Below are 17722 nucleotides of genomic sequence, written 5' to 3'. Positions count from 1 at the left end.
ACTGAGCATCTGCTGCATAGGCGACGTACAACATGCACCACAGCATGTGCGGGAGAGCGTTGATATGCGGGAATCTGCCCCATGAGGGGCGGTACCGGAGTTGCAGGTACATCATTGTGGTACACACGCTTCCGCCAAGAGCAATCGCTGATGCGATCGCTAGCGCTAGCGGCGCAACCCAGAAAAGGAGCGGCAGTACGAGCAACAGGGCAGTGCTTGTCCCCATCGAGACTATGAACCCTCGGCGGGTTCGTGCCCTCATCTCTGGCGGCTCCGCGTTGGAAGCCTCCCGCGCTAGATCAGAAATCGTCCTGAAAGCCTGGGTCACGGATTTCGTCATGTTGCAAAGTGAAGTCGGCGCTACCGACACTCGCGCCGAGGGGCCTGCGCGAGGTTGACGGTTTGGTCTCGCTTCCGCCTGTCGACAATCCCCGTCGCACTCCGTGCTCGGCAGCCGGACTGGCGCCGCGCGTGGTTCCCGATGGCTCCATTCCCGGGAGATTGCGCGCATCGATTCGGTCGTCGTCCGATTGGTCACTCGTCAGGTCGGAACTCGATTTCCGTGTAGTCGCCCAATCGTTCCCTCACGATCAACGCAACCGCAGTCGGGACGAACAAACCGACCGTTACCCACCCGCTGGCGAACATCAGCGGTTCGCTGACCCGAATCATCGAGAGAACCACCGTCACAACCCCACACAGCAGGAACAGCGCGCCGGCAATCTGTGAGAACACCTGCAACTTGTATGCCGGGCCCTTCCACTGAATCGCTTTCTTGTACCGATTGATGTCACGTAGAGCGTGACCGTCGAGCGACCGGGCGAGCCGCGCCTCCTCCGACTGATCCGACGCGTCGTGAAGCCCAATCGAGTAGCGCTCCAGCAGCATGTCACGAAGTTCCAGGGAGGTCTGCGCACGCTTCGCGTGCCGCATCGCCGCAGCATCTTGTTGTCGAGCTGTCAGGTAGTAGCCGAGAAGCACGACGCCCATCCCCAGCAACGTCAACGCAGTCCCAATGTCCTAAGTTAGAGCAGTCTCCTACGGGTCAGCATCTCTAGTGAGAAACCAACTTAGGAGCGGCACCCGGCATCACTGGGCAACTTCCGCGAGCAGGTCTGCCCCAGTTCGGATGCCGACGATGATGGGCCGGAGTTCATGTGATCCTTAGAAACGAAGTCAGCTGTCTTCATCGAGCGCATGTCGTGGCCGGCCGTACACGGTCCGTAGCGCCACGTAGGGCCTAGGCCGGCACTCCCCAGATCCACCCGAACTGGCCATTTGGCGGATTAGAGAGGTTTGCGTCGTCCCGCTTCCGGCGGCCATGGCGGGTGCAGCAGTTGCCACGACACCACTGATAACTCGTGCTCCGGCGATCAGGCCCGTGCTCAAGCGGCGAGCTGCCATATTCGCTGAGTCGATGCAATCCAAAACCAACGGACATGCCACCGCGGAGAAGGTCAGTCGAATTGCTTCACTGGGCCCGCAACAAGTCGAGCTGACGCCGCACGGGTGTGCGGGAGGTACAGATAAGAGGCGTACTTTGTGCCGCTTGGGACCTTGGGCGAGTGTTTTGGATCGTTGGAGAGAAGGTCGTGAGTGCACTTCTCTCCTATCGCCGTGAAGTCATCCGACATGCCTGCGTCCTGCGCCGGGTCAGGCATGTCGGTGCGCGGGTCGAAGGTCACTGTTTCCGGCTTCAGCTTGTTGCCCGCGAACGTCACGGTCACAGTGAACTTGAACGACGCAGGCAACGCTGCCATCCCAATGAGCAGGTTCCCACGCGCGTCCCGAGGAGGACCAACGACGGCCCCGAAAGCCACTGGGCGACCGTTCGCCGGCACTTCGGTCGCGTTCGCGCTGCAGCTCTCGACCGATCCCATGTAGAGGGCGCCCTCGTTGTTCGCTCGCCATGCACTCGCATAGTCGAAAACACCAATGGCTACGTACTCCCCTGAGCACGATACGACATTTCCCGCGCTGTCCTTCTGGCATGGAGGGGAAACAGTCGTGTCGATGAACGGGTAGGCAAGGCTTTGCACTTCGACCGACGACACCGTGATGTCCGATCCTCCTGTGTTGGTGACGTAGATGCCGTCAAGGAGGAAGAGGTCGTGACGTTGCGAAACGGCGAAGCTGATCCGCGGTTTGCCGTCTTCCACTGCTTGCTCAGACAGGGTGTTCGCGTGTTCGGCGGCCGACCAGCTGCCGAACGTCGGAACGGCAACGACAATGGCGGCAATGGACCCGACCACTCCGAGTGCGACTTTGAAAGTGGACCAGCGCCTTCGTCGCCCTGACTCGTCGTGGTTGGGTTTGGAGTCTGAATCGTTCGTCGTGTTTCGTTGTGTCATGCTTGCCGATCCCCAAGTGAGTTGTGCGTGATGCTGCCATCCGTGTTGGCGAGACCCTCCGCGTTGCTGAGCTAGCGGGTCGTAGGCCTGACGTATACGTGGAGGCTAGCGAAGATGCGTTCTCTCTCGTGCACTGACGATTGATCACGGTTGCACGAGTCGTGCGCTCCGATCTTCTTCCCCAATTTTGGCTGCCTGGGCGTAGCTCTGGTTCGGACGACGGGCTCAGCGCTTCGAAGGAGCATGGACTACTGGCGCTTCGAATCCCGACGGGCCCCGAGTTGATCGCTCAAGCTCGAGTCAGGCCGCTTCTTCAGCGATCTGGTCACCTCTCGTGAACATATCGCCGGCAGTGGATGCGCCCGCCATTCACAGCGTGACTCAATCCGCGCCATGCCACCGCCGAACATGTCGTCATGTAGCCGGTGATTCCGATGCTGGACGATTGCGGAGAAGGATAAGCACCGTGACGGCGTGGCGGGGAGCTCAATCCGGGCTATGTGCCGAGCATCCCTGCCTGCCTAGCCCCATAGATAGACACGTCGATCCACTACATCAGAGCCCGGATTGCACCCTCCTCAACGTCTCAGCCGGCAGAGTCCAGATCGACTCGCGCTGGCGCCTCGTCGACGGGCTCGCTCACTAGCTCGCAGTGCCCGTGCCACGCGTCCCAGGCGTGTCTGCCTTTTGCTCCGGTTCGCGACCAGGGAACACTGTGTGCCACGCGTCCGGCCGGTAGTCTCCCATGCCAAGGTACTGATTGCGCTCGTCACCTGGGTCCTCGATGCCAGCGAACTGCGCGCCCCACAGCATCTCGACGTCGGTGTCTCCGGTGAGTTCACCGAGAATCGAAGGGAACGCGCCGTCAGCGTCGCTCTCGGGCAGCCCTTCGTAGGTCGCCCTTAGATCGAAGTCGTCCATCATGTCCTGGGCCATCTCGATCCACCCGGGCGACGTTGCAAGCGCGATGAGCGCTTCCTCCCCTGGCGTGCGCGGAACGAGGCGCGAATGGTCGCCTTTGCGCGCAGCTTCCGTGAGCGCTTGCGCTGATTCCTCGAGTTGGCGCCACCACTCGTGCGATTGCCCGTGTGTGATCTCCGGCATGTCCTCGTACACACCCGAGTTCTCTTCGAAGTCGTCGCCGTCGGCGAGCGTTCCGTCCAGATCCACCGCGATCTCGTTGAGGGCACGCCAGAGAAGCATGCGGTTCCGCTCGGTCAAGACGCTGTCGGGTTCCAGCCGGTCGTCGGCGATGAAGACACGAAAGTTGTTCTCCGGATCGAGTGCTGTCCCGAGATACTCGAGAACGATCTCTCCCGTAGCCAAACTCGGATCGTCATCATCTGGGACCCAGGCGGTGAAGGCACGGAATTCTTCGCGGCTTGCTCGCGGCTCACGCAGCCGCTCGACGAAAACCGAAACGTCGACGACCTCACGGGTGATGCCGTCGCCGACGGGACCACGCCAACGCTCCCCGTAGGCCGTCTCCCCCGAGAAGATCCGCACTCGCAGCCGAACCGTCTCGTCCTCGTCGAGCGTGTTCTCCATGAGCAGCTCAGTTCCCATCGTGAACGCTGCCTCGATGTGATCCTCAACGTCGCCTGGCATCGACATCCATCCTTCGGAAAGCTGAGACAAGGCGACGCCATCGAACCCCGTGAGCACATCTCCCTCTCGTCGCGCGTTCTCCAATGCCGCACGCAACGAGATGACAACCGGCTCAGGCAACTCGCTGACTGCGGTTTCGAATGCACTGATGCTCCCCGACCAGGCTGCGCTGTTGAGAGCATCAACGATTGCATTCACCTCGACGCCTGGCGGGATAGTTGCCACCTGCTCCACCCGAGGGCTGGTCGTGCTCAGTTCGCTGATCACGAAGACTCGGCTGCGGCCTTCCGAGTGCAGGCCGGCGAATCGGGCAGGGTGAGAAAGGATGCGAGAAGACATGGTCGTCCTTACGACGGTGCGCGGATCATGCCCGCAGGCGATCTACCGCAGATGGGTGCCCAAAAAAGGGGCAGGATGACGTCATCAGAGACGTGAACTGCTGGAACCCTTACTGGGGGTTCTGCTCGGTCGTACAACGACCATAGCGGACACGTCCGGCGCAGGTCCAGTACTCACCGATACCGAAGCCGAGGCCCGAACTCGGGTCGCTGGGAAGCACTTTTGTTCCGTCCGGCTAAGAGTGGATGCAACGCGTTCGCCGGTTCGCTCGAACAACGCCCCTCCAGAGACGCTCAACCCGGTGGAGATGCCACAGGTCTACGGCTACTTCCCCGGAACGCTAGATGATGGACGTGAAGCGACCGCGAGCCGACCTGTCTCGGTTGCGGTGATGATGCGGCGTCGACCGTCCTGTTCGTCGGCGGTGTAGTTGACGAGGCGTAGTGCGGCGAGAGCTTGCACGTGCGCTTGGAACGAGCTCAATGACTTGTACCCGAAGTCGCCGGCGTTCGCAGACGTCGCGAAGCCATCAAGATCCGTGACAAGAGTCGTGAGCACCTTCCACTGCTTGTCGGTGACCTTGTCCGAGATCTGCTTGATCACCTTCTCCCCTTCGTTGACGGTCCATGCCCAGAATCTCGCATCGCGTTCTTCGGGCGTCATCCACGCCATGTCGCCCGGTTCGGTACGGAGGGAGAATCGCTCTGCCAGACCAAGAGCGATCCGCAAGTTGCGGCCAGTGGCAGCGTAGGCGTCCTCGAACGCGGAAGGGGACACTGGGAGCTTAGCGTCGCTTCGCACGCGGAACGCTTCTTCGCGCCGAGCGATGACCAGCTTCACCAAGTCGTGCGGCAGCGGTGCGATATCGATTGGTTCAGGGAACACCCCGCTCATCTTCGGAGTGCTGAGCGCGGCCCTGACAGTCCCCTCGGCACCACTGATGATCCATCTCAGGCCCTGCCGCTTGAAGAGCCTGTCGCGCAGTGACTCAAAGAGTTGAACTCCCTTCGTGAATCGGCTGAGCACTTCGAGGTTGTCCAGCAGGAGTATCACTCCGCCGGCCTCAGGTGTGACAAAGATCGCCGCGAGCCAAGAGTCGATCAGTGTGATCACACCAGACTCGGTGAATCCGGTACTGGTGTTCGATGACCGGGTCCTGCCGATGGAGAGATTGGTACCGATGACGGCCGGGAAGCTTGCGCCGATACCAGCTGACCATCCGCCTCCGGTGGGAGTCGTGAGCCAATAACGAAACTCGTTCAGCTGGGTGAGGTTGATTCCCTCACGGATGAGCCGATCCTCGTTGGCCAGAATCGAACCCGCGACTTGGAAGTACGCGCGCCGTTCCAGAGAGGAAGCCGTGTCCTTCTCCTCAAGTTCGAGCGGCCTGCCGGGCGCGAGAAACAGGGGCGCTATGCTGTCTCGGGCCTGTCTCCACCGCGAAGCAGTCGACGCAGCGACCGCAGCCAGGCTGGACTTTCCGACTCCATAGTCACCTTCGAGTGCCACCATCTGCGTGCCACTGATCAGATCTCGCAGCACCGTGCGGAGCTCTTGGTCGCGCCCCACGAGCAGCGTCTCGTCGGCACCGGCTACCTGAAGCGCCGACGTTGAGTAGGGCGAGGATGAGAAGCCGTAATGGCCCCACACGCCAACAGGGAGTTCCATCCGCTCATGCTATCGACGGAGAGTTGAGCAAGCCGACCTCTTCGAGCACGCTTGCGACGAGGACGTCCGCGGTATGGGCCTGGCTGTGAGTTGATACGATCCTGATTCGTCAGCGACATTCGGAACAGACCAGACTGAAGCTGCAGTGTGGAATGCGGAACGTGGGGGGGGTCGCGTAGTGGAGACGCGCAACGCAGCGGTTCTGGTCGGCAACGGCCTATCGATCGCGTTCAATCCAGATTTGAATCTCCGCGTGATCACCACCGAGCTCGTTCGCCGGATTCGGGCAGCGTCGGATGGAGGCGACGACGTCGTTATCGCGATGAGGGAGATCGCCGCGCGGGCGCTGCCGGACGGTGTTACCAGCGACGACGACTTCGAGGTCCTTGTCGGGGCGTTCGGCTCTGAAAGCAGAACATTGGGGTATCTCAGACGGCTTGCGGAACTCACTGAGCCCCAAGATGACGGTCTGCGAGATGCAATCCAACGAGTCTCGACCTTCGCGGAGAGGGTGCGAGACAACGGACTGTCTCATGTCCTACAAGTCATCTTCGAGAACTCTCACGCCTACATGGACGAGTCTGAGCATCTTCATGCCTTCACCCGGGCCGTAACCACAAGCTTTTCTGGGCGGGTGACCTTCGCCAACTTGAACTACGACACATTGCTTCTCTCCGGGCTACTAAGCGTGTGTTCATCTTCGGAGGTCGCGGATCTGGGCCATGGCGGGAAGAAGTGGACCGCAACCAGGACGGATGGCACGAAGATCAAGGTCCCGGCGCTTCGTGAGTCGAAGCACGATTTCAAGGACTCTCAACGGATCAGGCTCATCAACCTTCATGGCTCAATCACCTATTGGGCGACCAAGGATGGCCGAGCCTTCGCGAAACTCAGTCGCGAACACCTGGAAGATCTGGAACAGTGGCAGGGGGTTCGCGACGGAACCACAAGCCTGCGACCCGTAGTCGTTCTCGCCTCCCAAAAGGACAAGTCAGCTCATGTCCAGGAATTTCCGTTCAGCTTGGCCTACGAGATGTTCGTGGACGCCCTCGCGGACTCTGACCATTGGCTCATCGTTGGGTATTCGTTCCGAGACGTGCCAGTGAACGCAAAGCTGCAAGCCGAGTTCAACGAGCGCGCACTCGAACAGAAGCCTCGGGTTCTTGTAGTGACCTACGGCGATGACCTGTCAGTCAGGGAGATCGAGCGCGCGTTCGGCTGGGGCCAAGAAGACGGCTCATCCGTGAACTGGCTCACCGTCGTCCGTTCGGGCGCAAACGGGGTCGAAACGACTGAAGAATGGGCGGACTTCCACAACAGTTGAGATCCGGGGCGAGCTGTTCGCCGACGCATGGACGGGCGAGTCGTCAAATCCTCTCTCTAGCGGAGGAACAGAGAAATGCCCGGTGTCTGACTGAGATCTGATCTATGAGCTAGTTCGATCCCGTCCATTCGCGGCGGTCCAGCGTCGCGAGCCATCTTTCGAGTTCGGCTTTCGGGTACCGGAGGTGCTTACCGAGCTTCAGCGGCGTTGGCCCGACCTCCTTGAAGTTCCACTGGTACAGGGTGCTCACCGGGATCTGCATCCACGTAGAGAGCTCCTCCACGGTCAGGAGATCCGGTAGGTCCGCGAGCTGCCGTCCGAACAGGCTGTCGGAGCCCTCCGGTTTCTTGCTCATGCGCGGCCACCGGTCCTCGAAAGCGTGATGTTGTTTACCACCATCCGCGCAGTTCCTCCTCTTCCAAGGTTTCCTTCAGATGCTCCGCGGCCTTGTGCCACCAGCTGTCGTAGCGATCCGCTGACGACAGGCCGAAGATGACAGAACCCGCGGGCATGTCCGTCAGGTGAGCAGGGATTGCAGCGACCTCGATGAACGGAATGGTCGGCTCGCCATCGTGCGGGTCAGGCTCGTCTGCCACCCATCCCCGGAGGTCTTCCTCCTGAGGTCTGAGGACGGTAAGCACGTCCGGCAGCACAGTCTGCACGAGGTTGTCGAGATCTTTCCCGCTGCTGGGTTCCTCGAACAAGATCATCGAGACTCCGCTACGAGCGCGCATCGGGAACAGCGACGGCCAGGCGTCCCGTCGCGCTTCGAGCGTCTGTCGCAGATTGGCTTTGAACGCGTCCCGACCGCCGTGTTTTGGCAGCACACCGAGGTTGAAGATGTACGGCGCAGCGCCGATTCGGCCCAGCACCCGATTCCAGAGTTCGAAACGGTCCACGGGCATGTCCGTGAGGAGCGAGGAGAAGATCAGGTCGACCAGGTGCTGCTGTTGGTTCTGGTCGTGGTGGTCGAGTTCGTTCGTCAGACGACGCCACTGCTCTCGGTCGCGATCGCTGCCCGAGTCGAAGATCGACCTGTAGTCCGTGATGCTGTCACGCCGCAAATCGTCTTCGAATACGTCGAAGTACCCGCGGCCCTCCTCTTCGAACGGATCCCAACGGTCCTCAAGATTGGACACGGCACGCAGGTCGGCAAGAACGCTAGCGCGGGTCTGCGCAGTGATGTACAGCTTTGAACTTGGTTTCTTCGCGGTCGACGTGGGTTCGTCGGCGACGCTGGTCCTGTCCCGGTAGACCTCTTTGGAGACATCGTCCAAGTCACCGAGGTCCTCGTTCGCGAAAAAACGCCACGAAGCTCGAGGCGGCTTCGAAGCACTCGCAAACAAGAGCTTCACCTGCCGATCGTCCGCATACACGTGCCCAGCGAGTTCATCAAGCAGCCACTTGCAGATGTTGTCCACGCGAGGGCTGTTCCGCGACCCGCCCGCGAGATAAATATCGAGTGCGATGGCGGCTCGGGGTTTCGGCCATGGCGTCAACTCGCGCGCATGACGCGCGAGGATATCGTCCTCGAAGGCGGCGTCGAGAGCGGCTTTCGCCTTTTTCTTGGTCCCACGCCGGCTGTTCTTGGTTGGCGGATCAAGTGGCAGATCGACGCGCAACGATTCAAAGCGTCGGCGGCGAAACCGAATCATCTCCCCCTCGGCGGAGGTCCAGAAGCGGTCCCCAAAGCTGCGCACGACTTACACCAAGTGATGACACGCAAGAACAGCTGACAGATCTGAGACGACCGCCGAGGCAGCAGGCGCCGCCGTGGTTCGATGCGCCGCGTCCCTTACTGTTCCTGCTCTCCCGCATGCTGTCATCGCTTGAATCTACTCGGACTCGCACCTTTCTTGCCACTACATGCTGTTGCTACGTGTTGAATCGCGGGAGTTTCTCGTGAATCACGCCAAGCCTGCCCTGCAAGTGACTACATAACTTGCACCTGAACAGGCCTTTAGAAGGACTCGCATTGCAGTCATTCCTGGCCCCCTGCATGCAATGCAAGTACCTCCTGCAGGTCCTGGAGCCGGGCCCACGACGAGGCTCGGCAAGATGGGCATCGCGTTGGCGTCCGCCAGCCGACACCATGCCGTGGAACACGGCCTGACCACTTCGGTAGGGCATGCGAACGACCTGCAGCCTGCCACGCTCCGATAGCAAGCGGGACCTGAAGGCCTTCAAGCTCCGGCTGCTCGAGAAGAGCCAAGAAACCATGATGTCGATCATGTTCACCACATGCGCGGTCTCCGCGGCGGCTACCACGGTCCGACCAGAGTGCCCTGCGGCAGACACCCGATGGTCGACCAACGGTGCGCCTGGAACAGTTGGGATGAAGATGAACCGCGGACTAGGTGTCGACTCGCCGGGGTCCTGGTTGCATCAATGGCGGCGACCGACGCCATTCTGAGTGGCCACTACGCATGCGCCTACCATAGCTAGCGTTCGCTACTCATGGCTAGCGATCCGTCCAAGCCAATCGCGGGACACTCGCCACGCTGGCCCAGTCCGGCGGCGGCAAAGTGGGCCCTTTGGGAACGATCGGGTCAAGTTGCGCAAGCGGGCGGCGCGGCGCGTTCGACCGACGTCGCCCCTCGTCAGCTCTCGAGTCTTCTGATCTCAGCCACCGCTGTTGTCGCGCGAAACGTTGTCGCGGCCAGCGTCTCGCTCGCCCCGTGGATGATCAGTACAGCAGGCGCACCTACTACGAGCAGGTCGCCGACAAACCCCACCAAGGTGAGCTCCTCACCATCTCGACGGAGCCCGGCAGAGTCCGCAGCTTGATCATGCGGGTCGTCGAGAGCGAGCCGGATGACGGTTCGCGCGTCCAGGTCCAGCATGTACATGCTGCCGGAGGCTGTCGTGACGACCCACGTGCCACCATCGTCGATACGGAGTTGTGCGACCGCCTCAGGCTGAGTCATGAGTCCATCATGAACGACAGCAGGCGCGCGCCAATAGTGGAGGTCTCGCTTTGGACCCCATCCACCACGCTCACGAACGCTACACGCATCGAGAAGTCACGAACACGGGTCGACCAGTCAAAGTTCCCGCGCGCTCTCCCGGCCAGTGCATCCCGGCACCGCAACCATGTTTGCCAAGGGCGCCGCCCTGAGGACCCCCGTTCCAAGGCTTACAAGCCTTACAAGGCTTTATTTCTTTTACATAAAGCTATCTAAACTCGATAAACTGCCTTCGTGGACAGCACGAGGAACCCGTACACGCCGAACGCCGGCGCCTCACCGGAAAGCGTGGTGGGTCGAGACGAGCAGACGAGAGCCTTCCAAGTTCTCCTCCGGAGGCTGGCATCCGGGAGAACTCATCAATCGATGATCATCGTCGGCCTGCGAGGCGTCGGAAAGACTGTTTTGCTCACGGAGTTCCGTGAAATCGCTCAGGCCGAGCACTGGGAGATCATCGAGTTCGAAGCGATCAAGCACGATGACATGCGGTTCAGGCAAACCTTTGCGGGTCTCCTGAAATCAGCACTTCTCCGCCTCTCACCTCGCGTGCGGTGGACCGAAGTGGGCAAGAGAGCCGCCGCCGTCATCACGTCCTTCGGCCTGTCCGTCGATCAGCAGGGCGCATGGTCCCTTTCTTGGGATGTCGAGCCTGCCGAAGGCTTCGCGGACCATGGCGAGCTTGCCATGGACCTGAGCGACGCGCTGGTGGCCGTCGGCGAAGCCGCAAAGGAGCGAGAGAGGGGCGTGGCCATCCTCGTCGATGAGGTCCAGTTTCTGACTCAGGCGCAGCTGGAAGCTCTCATCCAAGCGATCCACAAGACTGTCCAGCGAAAGCTACCGGTGACGTTCGTCGGTGCCGGGCTGCCTCAAATTGCGGAGCTCGCCGGTGACGCCAAGTCCTACGCGGAGCGGCTCTTCCAGTTCCCGGCAATCGACTCCTTGAACGAGGACGACGCGAGACTCGCGATCGTTGAGCCCGCCCAGTCGGAAGACGTCGACTGGAACGAGGATGCCGTTGACCTAGCCATCGACATCACCCGCGGCTACCCCTACTTCATCCAGGAGCTGGGATTCCAGGTCTGGGAAATCGCCGAGCAGAGCCCGATCACTCGGCCGGACGTCGAGGCCGCACGCGAGGCATACGAATCCAAACTCGATGGATCGTTCTTCCGCGTCAGACTAGACCGAGCCACACCGCTGCAGACGGCCTACATGCGCGCAATGGCACAGCTTGGGCCTGGCCCGCAAAAGGCAGACGCGGTCGCTCGGCTACTCAAGCGCGGTTCCACCCAGGTTGGGCCAACCCGCGCGGAACTGATCGACATGGGCCTTCTGTACACCTCTGATCACGGTTACGCCGCGTTCACTGTCCCCGACTTCGACAAGTTCATGCTGCGAGCCGTACCGAAGCTCGAGGTGCCTGAGCTCCGCACCAGATCGCGAAAGAAGAAGTGATCGTCAAGGCCACGACGGCATAGTTAAGTGCAGCGTCGGCGCCCGACTCTTTGGCACTCCAAGTCGGCGAGCTGCTGTTCGGGATCTTCACACGTGATTCGGACGTGGCACTACCCAATCGAGTGCCACCGCCCGGTCGAACTACACGCTGAGCCGATTGTCACATGCGGTGTGCACTAGCGGCGGTCAAGTCCACGACGCCAGGCGATGACGTTCTCTTTCGGGTACCGGAGGTGCTTGCCGAACTTCTCGGGCACCGGGCCTTCATCGCGTCCGTTCCAGTAGTAGAGGGTCCGAACCGGGATCTGCAGATAGGTGCTGAGCTCTTCCGGCGTCATGAGTTCAGGCAGATCGTCGAGCCGCCTACCCGCGAGACGCTCGTGCCGATCGGTGTCGCCCGGATAGTCTTCTTCGTCGCAGTTGCTGCTCATGACTTGAATGCTAGTTGCTACCGGTTGTTGCCGAAGTGACGGTTAGAACCGTTCATCGATCGTCAGGGAACAACCGGCCTTGTTGAAAGAGCGGAGTAAAAGGTGAGTAAACGACAAGTAGAAGCCGATCTGGGACCATGTCCGACCAAACAGGAACCTATTAATCCCAGATCAGAAGCGCTTTTTGTCTGGACGAGCTCAATTTGAACCCCTGACCCCCTGAAAGAGCTTCGTGGCCACCATTCGCTAACTATAGGTAGCTATCAGCACTTATCACTAGCGGAGAAAAGTGCTGGTCCTCGACAGTTGCTGTGGTCGCGCCCCAAACTCACCACCGGTGCCAGCCATGCATGTTCGCTTGAAGAACCAGCGGCGTCACCTCTCCGCCGCTGGGTCGCGGTGCTCGCCAGAGTTCGTTCGCCGGAGCCGGCAGTAATAGTCGTACGCTGACCTAATGCAGACCGCGATCAGGGACGACGGGCTCGGCGCAGCACTCTGCCCGTCATGTGATGTGGTTCTACGGGACGAAGGCGGAGCGCTCGTTTGCCCTCAGGATGGGGTGATCGTCCCCCGTCCCACCGGGTTCAGAATGCCTCCCGAGTTCGACGGGCCCGACTTCAGCGCCGCGAGAGCCCGCTAGCAAGTCACAGCCCGTCGCGCCTGAGTCCCGTCCGCAAATCGCTACTCCCTGAGCCCGGCGAGCCACCGTTCGATCTCATCCTTGGGATAGCGCAGATGCTTACCCATCTTCAGCGGCACGGGTCCGGTTCCGTCCAAACGCCACTGCCGGATGGTCGACACGGGGATCTGCATCCACGTCGATAGCTGCTCGATCGTGAGCATAAATGGAAGATCCTCGAGCTTCCGGCCCTCGAGGTTGATTGCGGTTGAGTTTGTCGTGTTCATACCCACCACATGCGCGGTCCCTCGCGATAGCTCGCCAACCGCTCTCGCCGGCCCGCGAACGAGTACTTCCGTCACTCTCCGTTCGCCTTCTCCTCGATCCAGTCGACTGCAGCATCAGAGAGGAAGAATCCGGTCGGACCTGACTGGCCCACCCACCACGCTTCCGGTACCGCTAAGCCACCCGCGGCGGTGATCGCTGCCAATATTGTCGGCGCTAACGCCTCACCGTTGTGATCGATGAGCCATACGCGGCTCTTATCGTCGATCCGGGGCCACCATTCTGAGATGTCCATCCGTTCATCGTGCGCCAACAAAACCCTCGCGGCAACGACCGTGCACCGTCCCATGTCCGAGTCCACAAGCTTCGGCACTGCGGCACGGTCGGCTGCTATCTACGACAGAGCTGTGTCCTGCAGGTGAGCCGCGTCATCTGGCCGCGAGCATCGGCGCCATCCGGACGACTGGGAGGATGTGGAGAACCTCGCCGATCACGCTTGACGCGCGATCGACGAGGCGGAGTATCTACGTCACGCGGATGCGCCCGCACAGCGAACACTGTGTGCAGAGGGCCTGCGGAGCAATATCGTTCCTCATAGGTGGCAACAGGACGGGAGCTCCGATGGGAAGATGGGCCGAGTTCGAGGAGAAAGAATTCGAGACACTCGCCAATGCCGCGCTAGTGATGCAGCAACTTCCGAGCCCCACGCCCGTGCAGCTGTTCAGCCCCGGCCAAGTGCTCGAGAAGTCACTTGGGTTCGACTTCGCGACCTACATCGATCCGATGGGTCAGCTATACCGGACGTTGTTCGGTTCGACTCCTGGCGCACCAGGCATCCCCCGGGGGTTCTTCCCTCAACATCAGGTCCCGCGGACGACGGCAACGAGTTCGCTCAACGTGTTCCTCCAGTACAAGCGGCCGTTGTTCTTCGCACAGCAGCATCGGTCCGCCATCTGGCCCCGCAGGCAAGAGCATCTCGCTTTCACCGTCGAAGAACGGACCGCCGGGGCCAGCAGGTTCGCTCAGGTTGGCTCACTCGATCGACTTGAGTTAGCGCTTGGATCTCGAGCGCTCGTCCGTTACGTGTGCCCGTCGACTTGGCGGAAGCCTGACCTGTATGAGCGGTTCGCAACTGGTCGTCTCCTCGCCACGTCGACGTTCGTCGCCCCTCATAAGCTCCGCTTGATTGGGGGACGCGGATACCATCGCCGGTGGACCTTCCTCGACTCCAACCCAAGGTCCGGCGTCCCGAACCCTGGAGGCCCGGAGGACGACGCCGAAGACGGAGCCCAGTTCGGCATAACGCTGGCCGAGGCCCGCATCGGACCGGACGCTCCTCATTCCACATCAGAACTGCTCGACTCAGCAACCGAACGAGTGTCGGGCGTACGAGAGTCGCTCCGGAAGTACCGCGAGGACACGGATCGTCGCCAGTTCGACAGCCAGGAGCAGCAAGAGAAACGCATGCGGGGGGAAGCGAGTCATTTCCCCAGAGAACATCGTCAGCTTGTTGAGGAGGCAATAAGCCTTGCGCTCGTGGCTCGGGACCTCCGTACCGATTGGATGGTCGCCGGCGCGGCGGAGCGCGACATCGCACCCGCTCAGGTCCCCGAGTAGGTGGGGGAAGACAACCCCGCGTCCGACATACGCCAGATCGCGGTCACGCTTGGGCGCGCATACGCGCGAGGCCTCTCGGCACGATTGGAGGGAGCACCACATCGCAGACATGCGCTCTGCGCCCGCCCGAGATCGAGGGTCCAGTCCGCGCGCACTCGGCAGATAGACGCAACGCGGTCACGGCCACACGTCGCGGGCTCGTCCAGCGGAGTTGACACACTAGTCTGACCGCTCCTCGCTATCGCGAGGCGCTCGCGTACCCGAAGGACCTTCTCGTCGTCTTCGCCCTCAAGGTACTGCTCCAGGACTTGTCGGAACTCAAGCACGACCTCCGCCCTCGCTCGCTTGACGTTCGGCGCCTTCGGGCGTATTGGCTCCCAGCGACCGACCTCCTTGAGTAGGTTCAGATCACTGACCCCGTCCCATTTCAGTAGAACCGCGCCGGCGCGGGTCGTCCTTGCGTACGCGCGACTGCAGCCGTCGCCGAATCACAGCCTCAGCCGCAAAGAGGTCTCCGCGCCCAGAACACTACAGCCCGGGACGGGCTGAAGGACTTGGTGCTCGTAGCGTTCCCCAACCGATACGGTGGCGGCATGGAGCATACAGAAGTCTTCCGCCCCTGGGATGCAGACGACATCGAGTACGAAGCCATGCTCACGGCTCGTGAGATGCTCCCGGATCATGTCCGCCCCGCCGTGATGGACTGGCTGGATCGCGCGCTGCGTCAGTTCAACGGGAACGACTCGATCCACCTCATCCAGACATCCCTCCATGTCGATCTAGAACTTGACACCAACCTGTTCTACGACGCGTCCGAGGTACTGGATGCGGTAGTCGAGCGCGGCGATCGTTTTCTGATCCGGACGATTGACCTTCTGCTGGCGACACAAAACTCCCTCTACGAGTCCTACAACGCAGCCCTGACCCTGGACATGTACCTGTCACGAGGAGCATCGAGCATCGCGGTAACCGAATCAGACGAAGGCCCCTACCGAATCACCCGACGACTCCCCGACGGCGTCGAACAAGTCGCGTCCACCGCAACGGAGACCGCAAACGAAGCAGCGGGCAGACATCTTGCCTCCGCATGGCGCGCTGCAACAGCATTCGACGCTGATGCGAGCAAAGCGATGGTTGAGGCCATCCGAGCAGTGGAAGCGGCAGCAGGCCCGGTGATCACGCCCAAAGAGCAGCCTCCCCGCCTGGGGAAGATCGTTGCGGCCCTCAAAGACTCACCACGTTGGAGACTCACACTTCAAAGCCGCGACGATGGTCATCCCGATCATCGTCTTGTCCTGATCGGGATGCTCGAGACGTTGGCGTTTGCCCAACGAGATCGTCACGGCGGTGAGCCTGCTGCTCCAGTCGAGGCCATGGGCCACGTGCAACTGGCCTCCACTCTTGTGTCATGGTTCTCCACCGGTGTCGTCACGAGAGAGACCTCCGCCTGAGCCCGCCCAGTTGATCAGTGTGATGACGCTCCACGCCACCAAAGCGTTCGGAACAGCGCCCAGGTCGGCTCCGTCAATCTTCAGCGCGATCCAGTCACGCTGGGGATGATGCCATCCAGGCGCAGGCTCTGTCGACGATGATCGAAGCACTCGCTGAGCCTCAGGGGTCACTGCAGAGACATCCCTTCGCCGGTTTGATGCGCCTGCGCGGTAGGGCGCATGGTGAACATCCCGATCTGCGGGAGCGACCGGCCACGTTCACCCGCAAGGATTGTGCGTCCGGCTTTACCGCAAACGCATGTCGATTGCGACTGAGCGTTCGCCGATCGCCGTCCACGCAGCGTCCGCCCGCGCCCACAAGGCGCAAGGTCGCTAGAGGTTGCCGTCGGCACGACCAGCCGATAAGCTGATTCGGTACAACGGTAGACAGGATCTACTCGTTACTAGCGTGAAGGCCCCACCTCGTGTGGGGCTTTCGCATACCTGGGGGTAGTATGCCGACACGCCTTGTCGCTGCGCTCAATCCTGCACGCCTGGAGACCTACCGTGCCGAGTGGGCTCGGTCCGCGAACATCGCGCCGTCTGATGTGAGCGAGCAAGCGATCGCCTCGTTGTACGTCTGGCAAGTATCCCTTGGCGCCGCCTGGTTTGAGACTCTCGCTTACACGGAAGCAACGGTTCGCAATTCCGTCGACAAAGCACTTCGAGCGTGGAACCGCAAGCAAGGCCGGACGAGCGATTGGCTCGACGACCCCGCGGCTCCACTGCGCGGGCTGGTGAAGAAGTCAAGTGGAGTCGCGGCAAGTCGAGCCCACGATGCGATGGTAAAACGCTCACCCATCCATCCGAGACATGGAGTGCCAGTCACACTCGATGATCGAGTTGCACAACTCGAGTTCGGGAACCTGGTACATCTACTTCCTCAGACGCCGCCTTCGGTCCGTTCTCAGAATGGCAGTGGCTACAGCGCCAGAGAGAACCTGTGGATCCATGGGCTTCAAGCAGCGTTCCCCCGGCTAACTCCGGAATTGACGCAGAGTTGGAAGGATCAGCTTCCGACTGACTTACCACCAACGGTCGCTGAGGCATATGGTGTCGGCATGGCGCTCGAGCGACTCAGACGCCTGCGCAACCGGATCTTTCACCATGAGCAGACCTTCCAGGTTGAGCACTCGCGGCGCCTCAAAGACGTCACCATCATCATACGAGGCGTCGATGCGGGCGCGTTGGATGGGCTGAGACGACTCGACACGGTACGTCGGACCCTCGCGATGCGTCCGCAACCGTAGTCGCGCCAAGCTTCTCGACGCTCGTCCGGGCTGCTCCACGCCCCTGGCCTAACTCTCAGATGCTCGCGCGACCGGCCTGACAGGGAGCTTTCCGCTCAGTGTCGAGCAAGGGTGTCTGTTGGGAACGTCAGACTCGTTTGCACGACTTCTCTGCGTTCATCCCGCGACGCATTGCCGTTTCGAACGTGGAGTCGCGTAATCACTGCCCACCGGTGCGGTCTCTTCGAGTGCACGGTCACCGCGCTGCCTGAGTTCCCAGAGACCTGAGTGGCGATTCCCACGGGCCGCTGTACGCCACTAGGGGTTGTGGCGGGTGCGG

At 61.2% G+C, this 17722-nt stretch carries 15 protein-coding genes; 5 read left to right on the top strand and 10 right to left on the bottom strand.

The annotated features are described in order from the left end of the window. Positions 1-534 precede the first annotated feature (534 nt). The 4 genes from ACIPY5_RS14990 to ACIPY5_RS14975 form a co-directional block, all read right to left on the bottom strand. Complete coding sequence (locus tag ACIPY5_RS14990) at positions 535-990, bottom strand: hypothetical protein (protein WP_400971988.1); 456 nt, start codon at positions 988-990, stop codon at positions 535-537. 467 nt (positions 991-1457) lie between these two features. Further along, positions 1458-2351 (bottom strand): hypothetical protein, encoded by an 894-nt coding sequence (locus ACIPY5_RS14985; RefSeq protein WP_400971986.1) that lies wholly within the window; start codon positions 2349-2351, stop codon positions 1458-1460. Positions 2352-2993: 642 nt separating this feature from the next. Continuing rightward, positions 2994-4298, bottom strand: a complete 1305-nt coding sequence (locus tag ACIPY5_RS14980) for a hypothetical protein (protein WP_400971984.1) — start codon at positions 4296-4298, stop codon at positions 2994-2996. Between the two features lie 324 nt (positions 4299-4622). Then, positions 4623-5966 carry a hypothetical protein gene (locus ACIPY5_RS14975; protein ID WP_400971982.1) on the bottom strand — a complete coding sequence of 448 codons (1344 nt, stop codon included), beginning with the start codon at positions 5964-5966 and terminating at the stop codon, positions 4623-4625. 253 nt (positions 5967-6219) lie between these two features. Between ACIPY5_RS14975 and ACIPY5_RS14970 the strand changes: the two genes are divergently transcribed. Continuing rightward, a complete protein-coding gene (locus tag ACIPY5_RS14970) occupies positions 6220-7290 on the top strand; it encodes an SIR2 family protein (protein WP_400971980.1) in 1071 nt (356 codons plus the stop codon). A gap of 109 nt (positions 7291-7399) precedes the next feature. Here ACIPY5_RS14970 and ACIPY5_RS14965 read toward each other — a convergent pair whose 3' ends face one another. The 3 genes from ACIPY5_RS14965 to ACIPY5_RS14955 all read right to left on the bottom strand — a co-directional run bounded on the left by ACIPY5_RS14965 (position 7400) and on the right by ACIPY5_RS14955 (position 10217). Further along, positions 7400-7645, bottom strand: a complete 246-nt coding sequence (locus ACIPY5_RS14965; RefSeq protein ID WP_400971978.1) for a helix-turn-helix domain-containing protein — start codon at positions 7643-7645, stop codon at positions 7400-7402. 34 nt (positions 7646-7679) lie between these two features. Continuing rightward, positions 7680-8990: a hypothetical protein gene (locus tag ACIPY5_RS14960; RefSeq protein WP_400971976.1), complete on the bottom strand. Its 1311-nt coding sequence runs from the start codon at positions 8988-8990 to the stop codon at positions 7680-7682. Positions 8991-9890: 900 nt separating this feature from the next. Further along, positions 9891-10217, bottom strand: coding sequence for a hypothetical protein (locus ACIPY5_RS14955; protein WP_400971974.1), 327 nt, complete (start codon positions 10215-10217; stop codon positions 9891-9893). Between the two features lie 273 nt (positions 10218-10490). Here ACIPY5_RS14955 and ACIPY5_RS14950 point away from each other — a divergent pair, with 273 nt between their 5' ends. Continuing rightward, positions 10491-11711 (top strand): ATP-binding protein, encoded by a 1221-nt coding sequence (locus ACIPY5_RS14950; RefSeq protein ID WP_400971972.1) that lies wholly within the window; start codon positions 10491-10493, stop codon positions 11709-11711. Between the two features lie 176 nt (positions 11712-11887). Here ACIPY5_RS14950 and ACIPY5_RS14945 read toward each other — a convergent pair whose 3' ends face one another. The 3 genes from ACIPY5_RS14945 to ACIPY5_RS14935 all read right to left on the bottom strand — a co-directional run bounded on the left by ACIPY5_RS14945 (position 11888) and on the right by ACIPY5_RS14935 (position 13341). Beyond that, positions 11888-12142, bottom strand: coding sequence for a helix-turn-helix domain-containing protein (locus ACIPY5_RS14945; protein ID WP_400971970.1), 255 nt, complete (start codon positions 12140-12142; stop codon positions 11888-11890). A gap of 681 nt (positions 12143-12823) precedes the next feature. After that, the gene (locus ACIPY5_RS14940; protein ID WP_400971968.1) at positions 12824-12985 is read right to left on the bottom strand and encodes a helix-turn-helix transcriptional regulator; all 162 of its coding nucleotides are present in this window, start codon (positions 12983-12985) and stop codon (positions 12824-12826) included. A gap of 134 nt (positions 12986-13119) precedes the next feature. Further along, positions 13120-13341, bottom strand: a complete 222-nt coding sequence (locus ACIPY5_RS14935; RefSeq protein WP_400971967.1) for a hypothetical protein — start codon at positions 13339-13341, stop codon at positions 13120-13122. A gap of 326 nt (positions 13342-13667) precedes the next feature. Here ACIPY5_RS14935 and ACIPY5_RS14930 point away from each other — a divergent pair, with 326 nt between their 5' ends. The 3 genes from ACIPY5_RS14930 to ACIPY5_RS14920 all read left to right on the top strand — a co-directional run bounded on the left by ACIPY5_RS14930 (position 13668) and on the right by ACIPY5_RS14920 (position 17403). Further along, on the top strand, positions 13668-14663 hold the full coding sequence (locus ACIPY5_RS14930) for a hypothetical protein (RefSeq protein WP_400971965.1): 996 nt from the start codon (positions 13668-13670) through the stop codon (positions 14661-14663). A gap of 593 nt (positions 14664-15256) precedes the next feature. After that, the gene (locus tag ACIPY5_RS14925; protein ID WP_400971963.1) at positions 15257-16114 is read left to right on the top strand and encodes a hypothetical protein; all 858 of its coding nucleotides are present in this window, start codon (positions 15257-15259) and stop codon (positions 16112-16114) included. A gap of 1100 nt (positions 16115-17214) precedes the next feature. Further along, the gene (locus ACIPY5_RS14920) at positions 17215-17403 is read left to right on the top strand and encodes a hypothetical protein (RefSeq protein WP_400971961.1); all 189 of its coding nucleotides are present in this window, start codon (positions 17215-17217) and stop codon (positions 17401-17403) included. The last annotated feature ends 319 nt before the right edge of the window (positions 17404-17722 follow it).

Source organism: Microbacterium sp. NPDC089698 (assembly GCF_044749045.1).
In the GTDB taxonomy this organism is placed as follows: Bacteria; Actinomycetota; Actinomycetes; order Actinomycetales; family Microbacteriaceae; genus Microbacterium.
The sequence above is the reverse complement of the archived record's forward strand: the minus strand, read 5'-3'. Positions and strand labels throughout refer to the sequence as shown.

Excerpts from the sequence above, each read along its gene's own strand:
- ACIPY5_RS14990 (WP_400971988.1), bottom strand. The coding sequence starts at position 990 with ATGGGCGTCGTGCTTCTCGGCTACTACCTGACAGCTCGACAACAAGAT.
- ACIPY5_RS14985 (WP_400971986.1), bottom strand. The coding sequence starts at position 2,351 with ATGACACAACGAAACACGACGAACGATTCAGACTCCAAACCCAACCAC.
- ACIPY5_RS14980 (WP_400971984.1), bottom strand. The coding sequence starts at position 4,298 with ATGTCTTCTCGCATCCTTTCTCACCCTGCCCGATTCGCCGGCCTGCAC.
- ACIPY5_RS14975 (WP_400971982.1), bottom strand. The coding sequence starts at position 5,966 with ATGGAACTCCCTGTTGGCGTGTGGGGCCATTACGGCTTCTCATCCTCG.
- ACIPY5_RS14965 (WP_400971978.1), bottom strand. The coding sequence starts at position 7,645 with ATGAGCAAGAAACCGGAGGGCTCCGACAGCCTGTTCGGACGGCAGCTC.
- ACIPY5_RS14955 (WP_400971974.1), bottom strand. The coding sequence starts at position 10,217 with ATGACTCAGCCTGAGGCGGTCGCACAACTCCGTATCGACGATGGTGGC.
- ACIPY5_RS14945 (WP_400971970.1), bottom strand. The coding sequence starts at position 12,142 with ATGAGCAGCAACTGCGACGAAGAAGACTATCCGGGCGACACCGATCGG.
- ACIPY5_RS14940 (WP_400971968.1), bottom strand. The coding sequence starts at position 12,985 with ATGCTCACGATCGAGCAGCTATCGACGTGGATGCAGATCCCCGTGTCG.
- ACIPY5_RS14935 (WP_400971967.1), bottom strand. The coding sequence starts at position 13,341 with ATGGACATCTCAGAATGGTGGCCCCGGATCGACGATAAGAGCCGCGTA.
- ACIPY5_RS14930 (WP_400971965.1), top strand. The coding sequence starts at position 13,668 with ATGGGAAGATGGGCCGAGTTCGAGGAGAAAGAATTCGAGACACTCGCC.
- ACIPY5_RS14925 (WP_400971963.1), top strand. The coding sequence starts at position 15,257 with ATGGAGCATACAGAAGTCTTCCGCCCCTGGGATGCAGACGACATCGAG.
- ACIPY5_RS14920 (WP_400971961.1), top strand. The coding sequence starts at position 17,215 with ATGGCGCTCGAGCGACTCAGACGCCTGCGCAACCGGATCTTTCACCAT.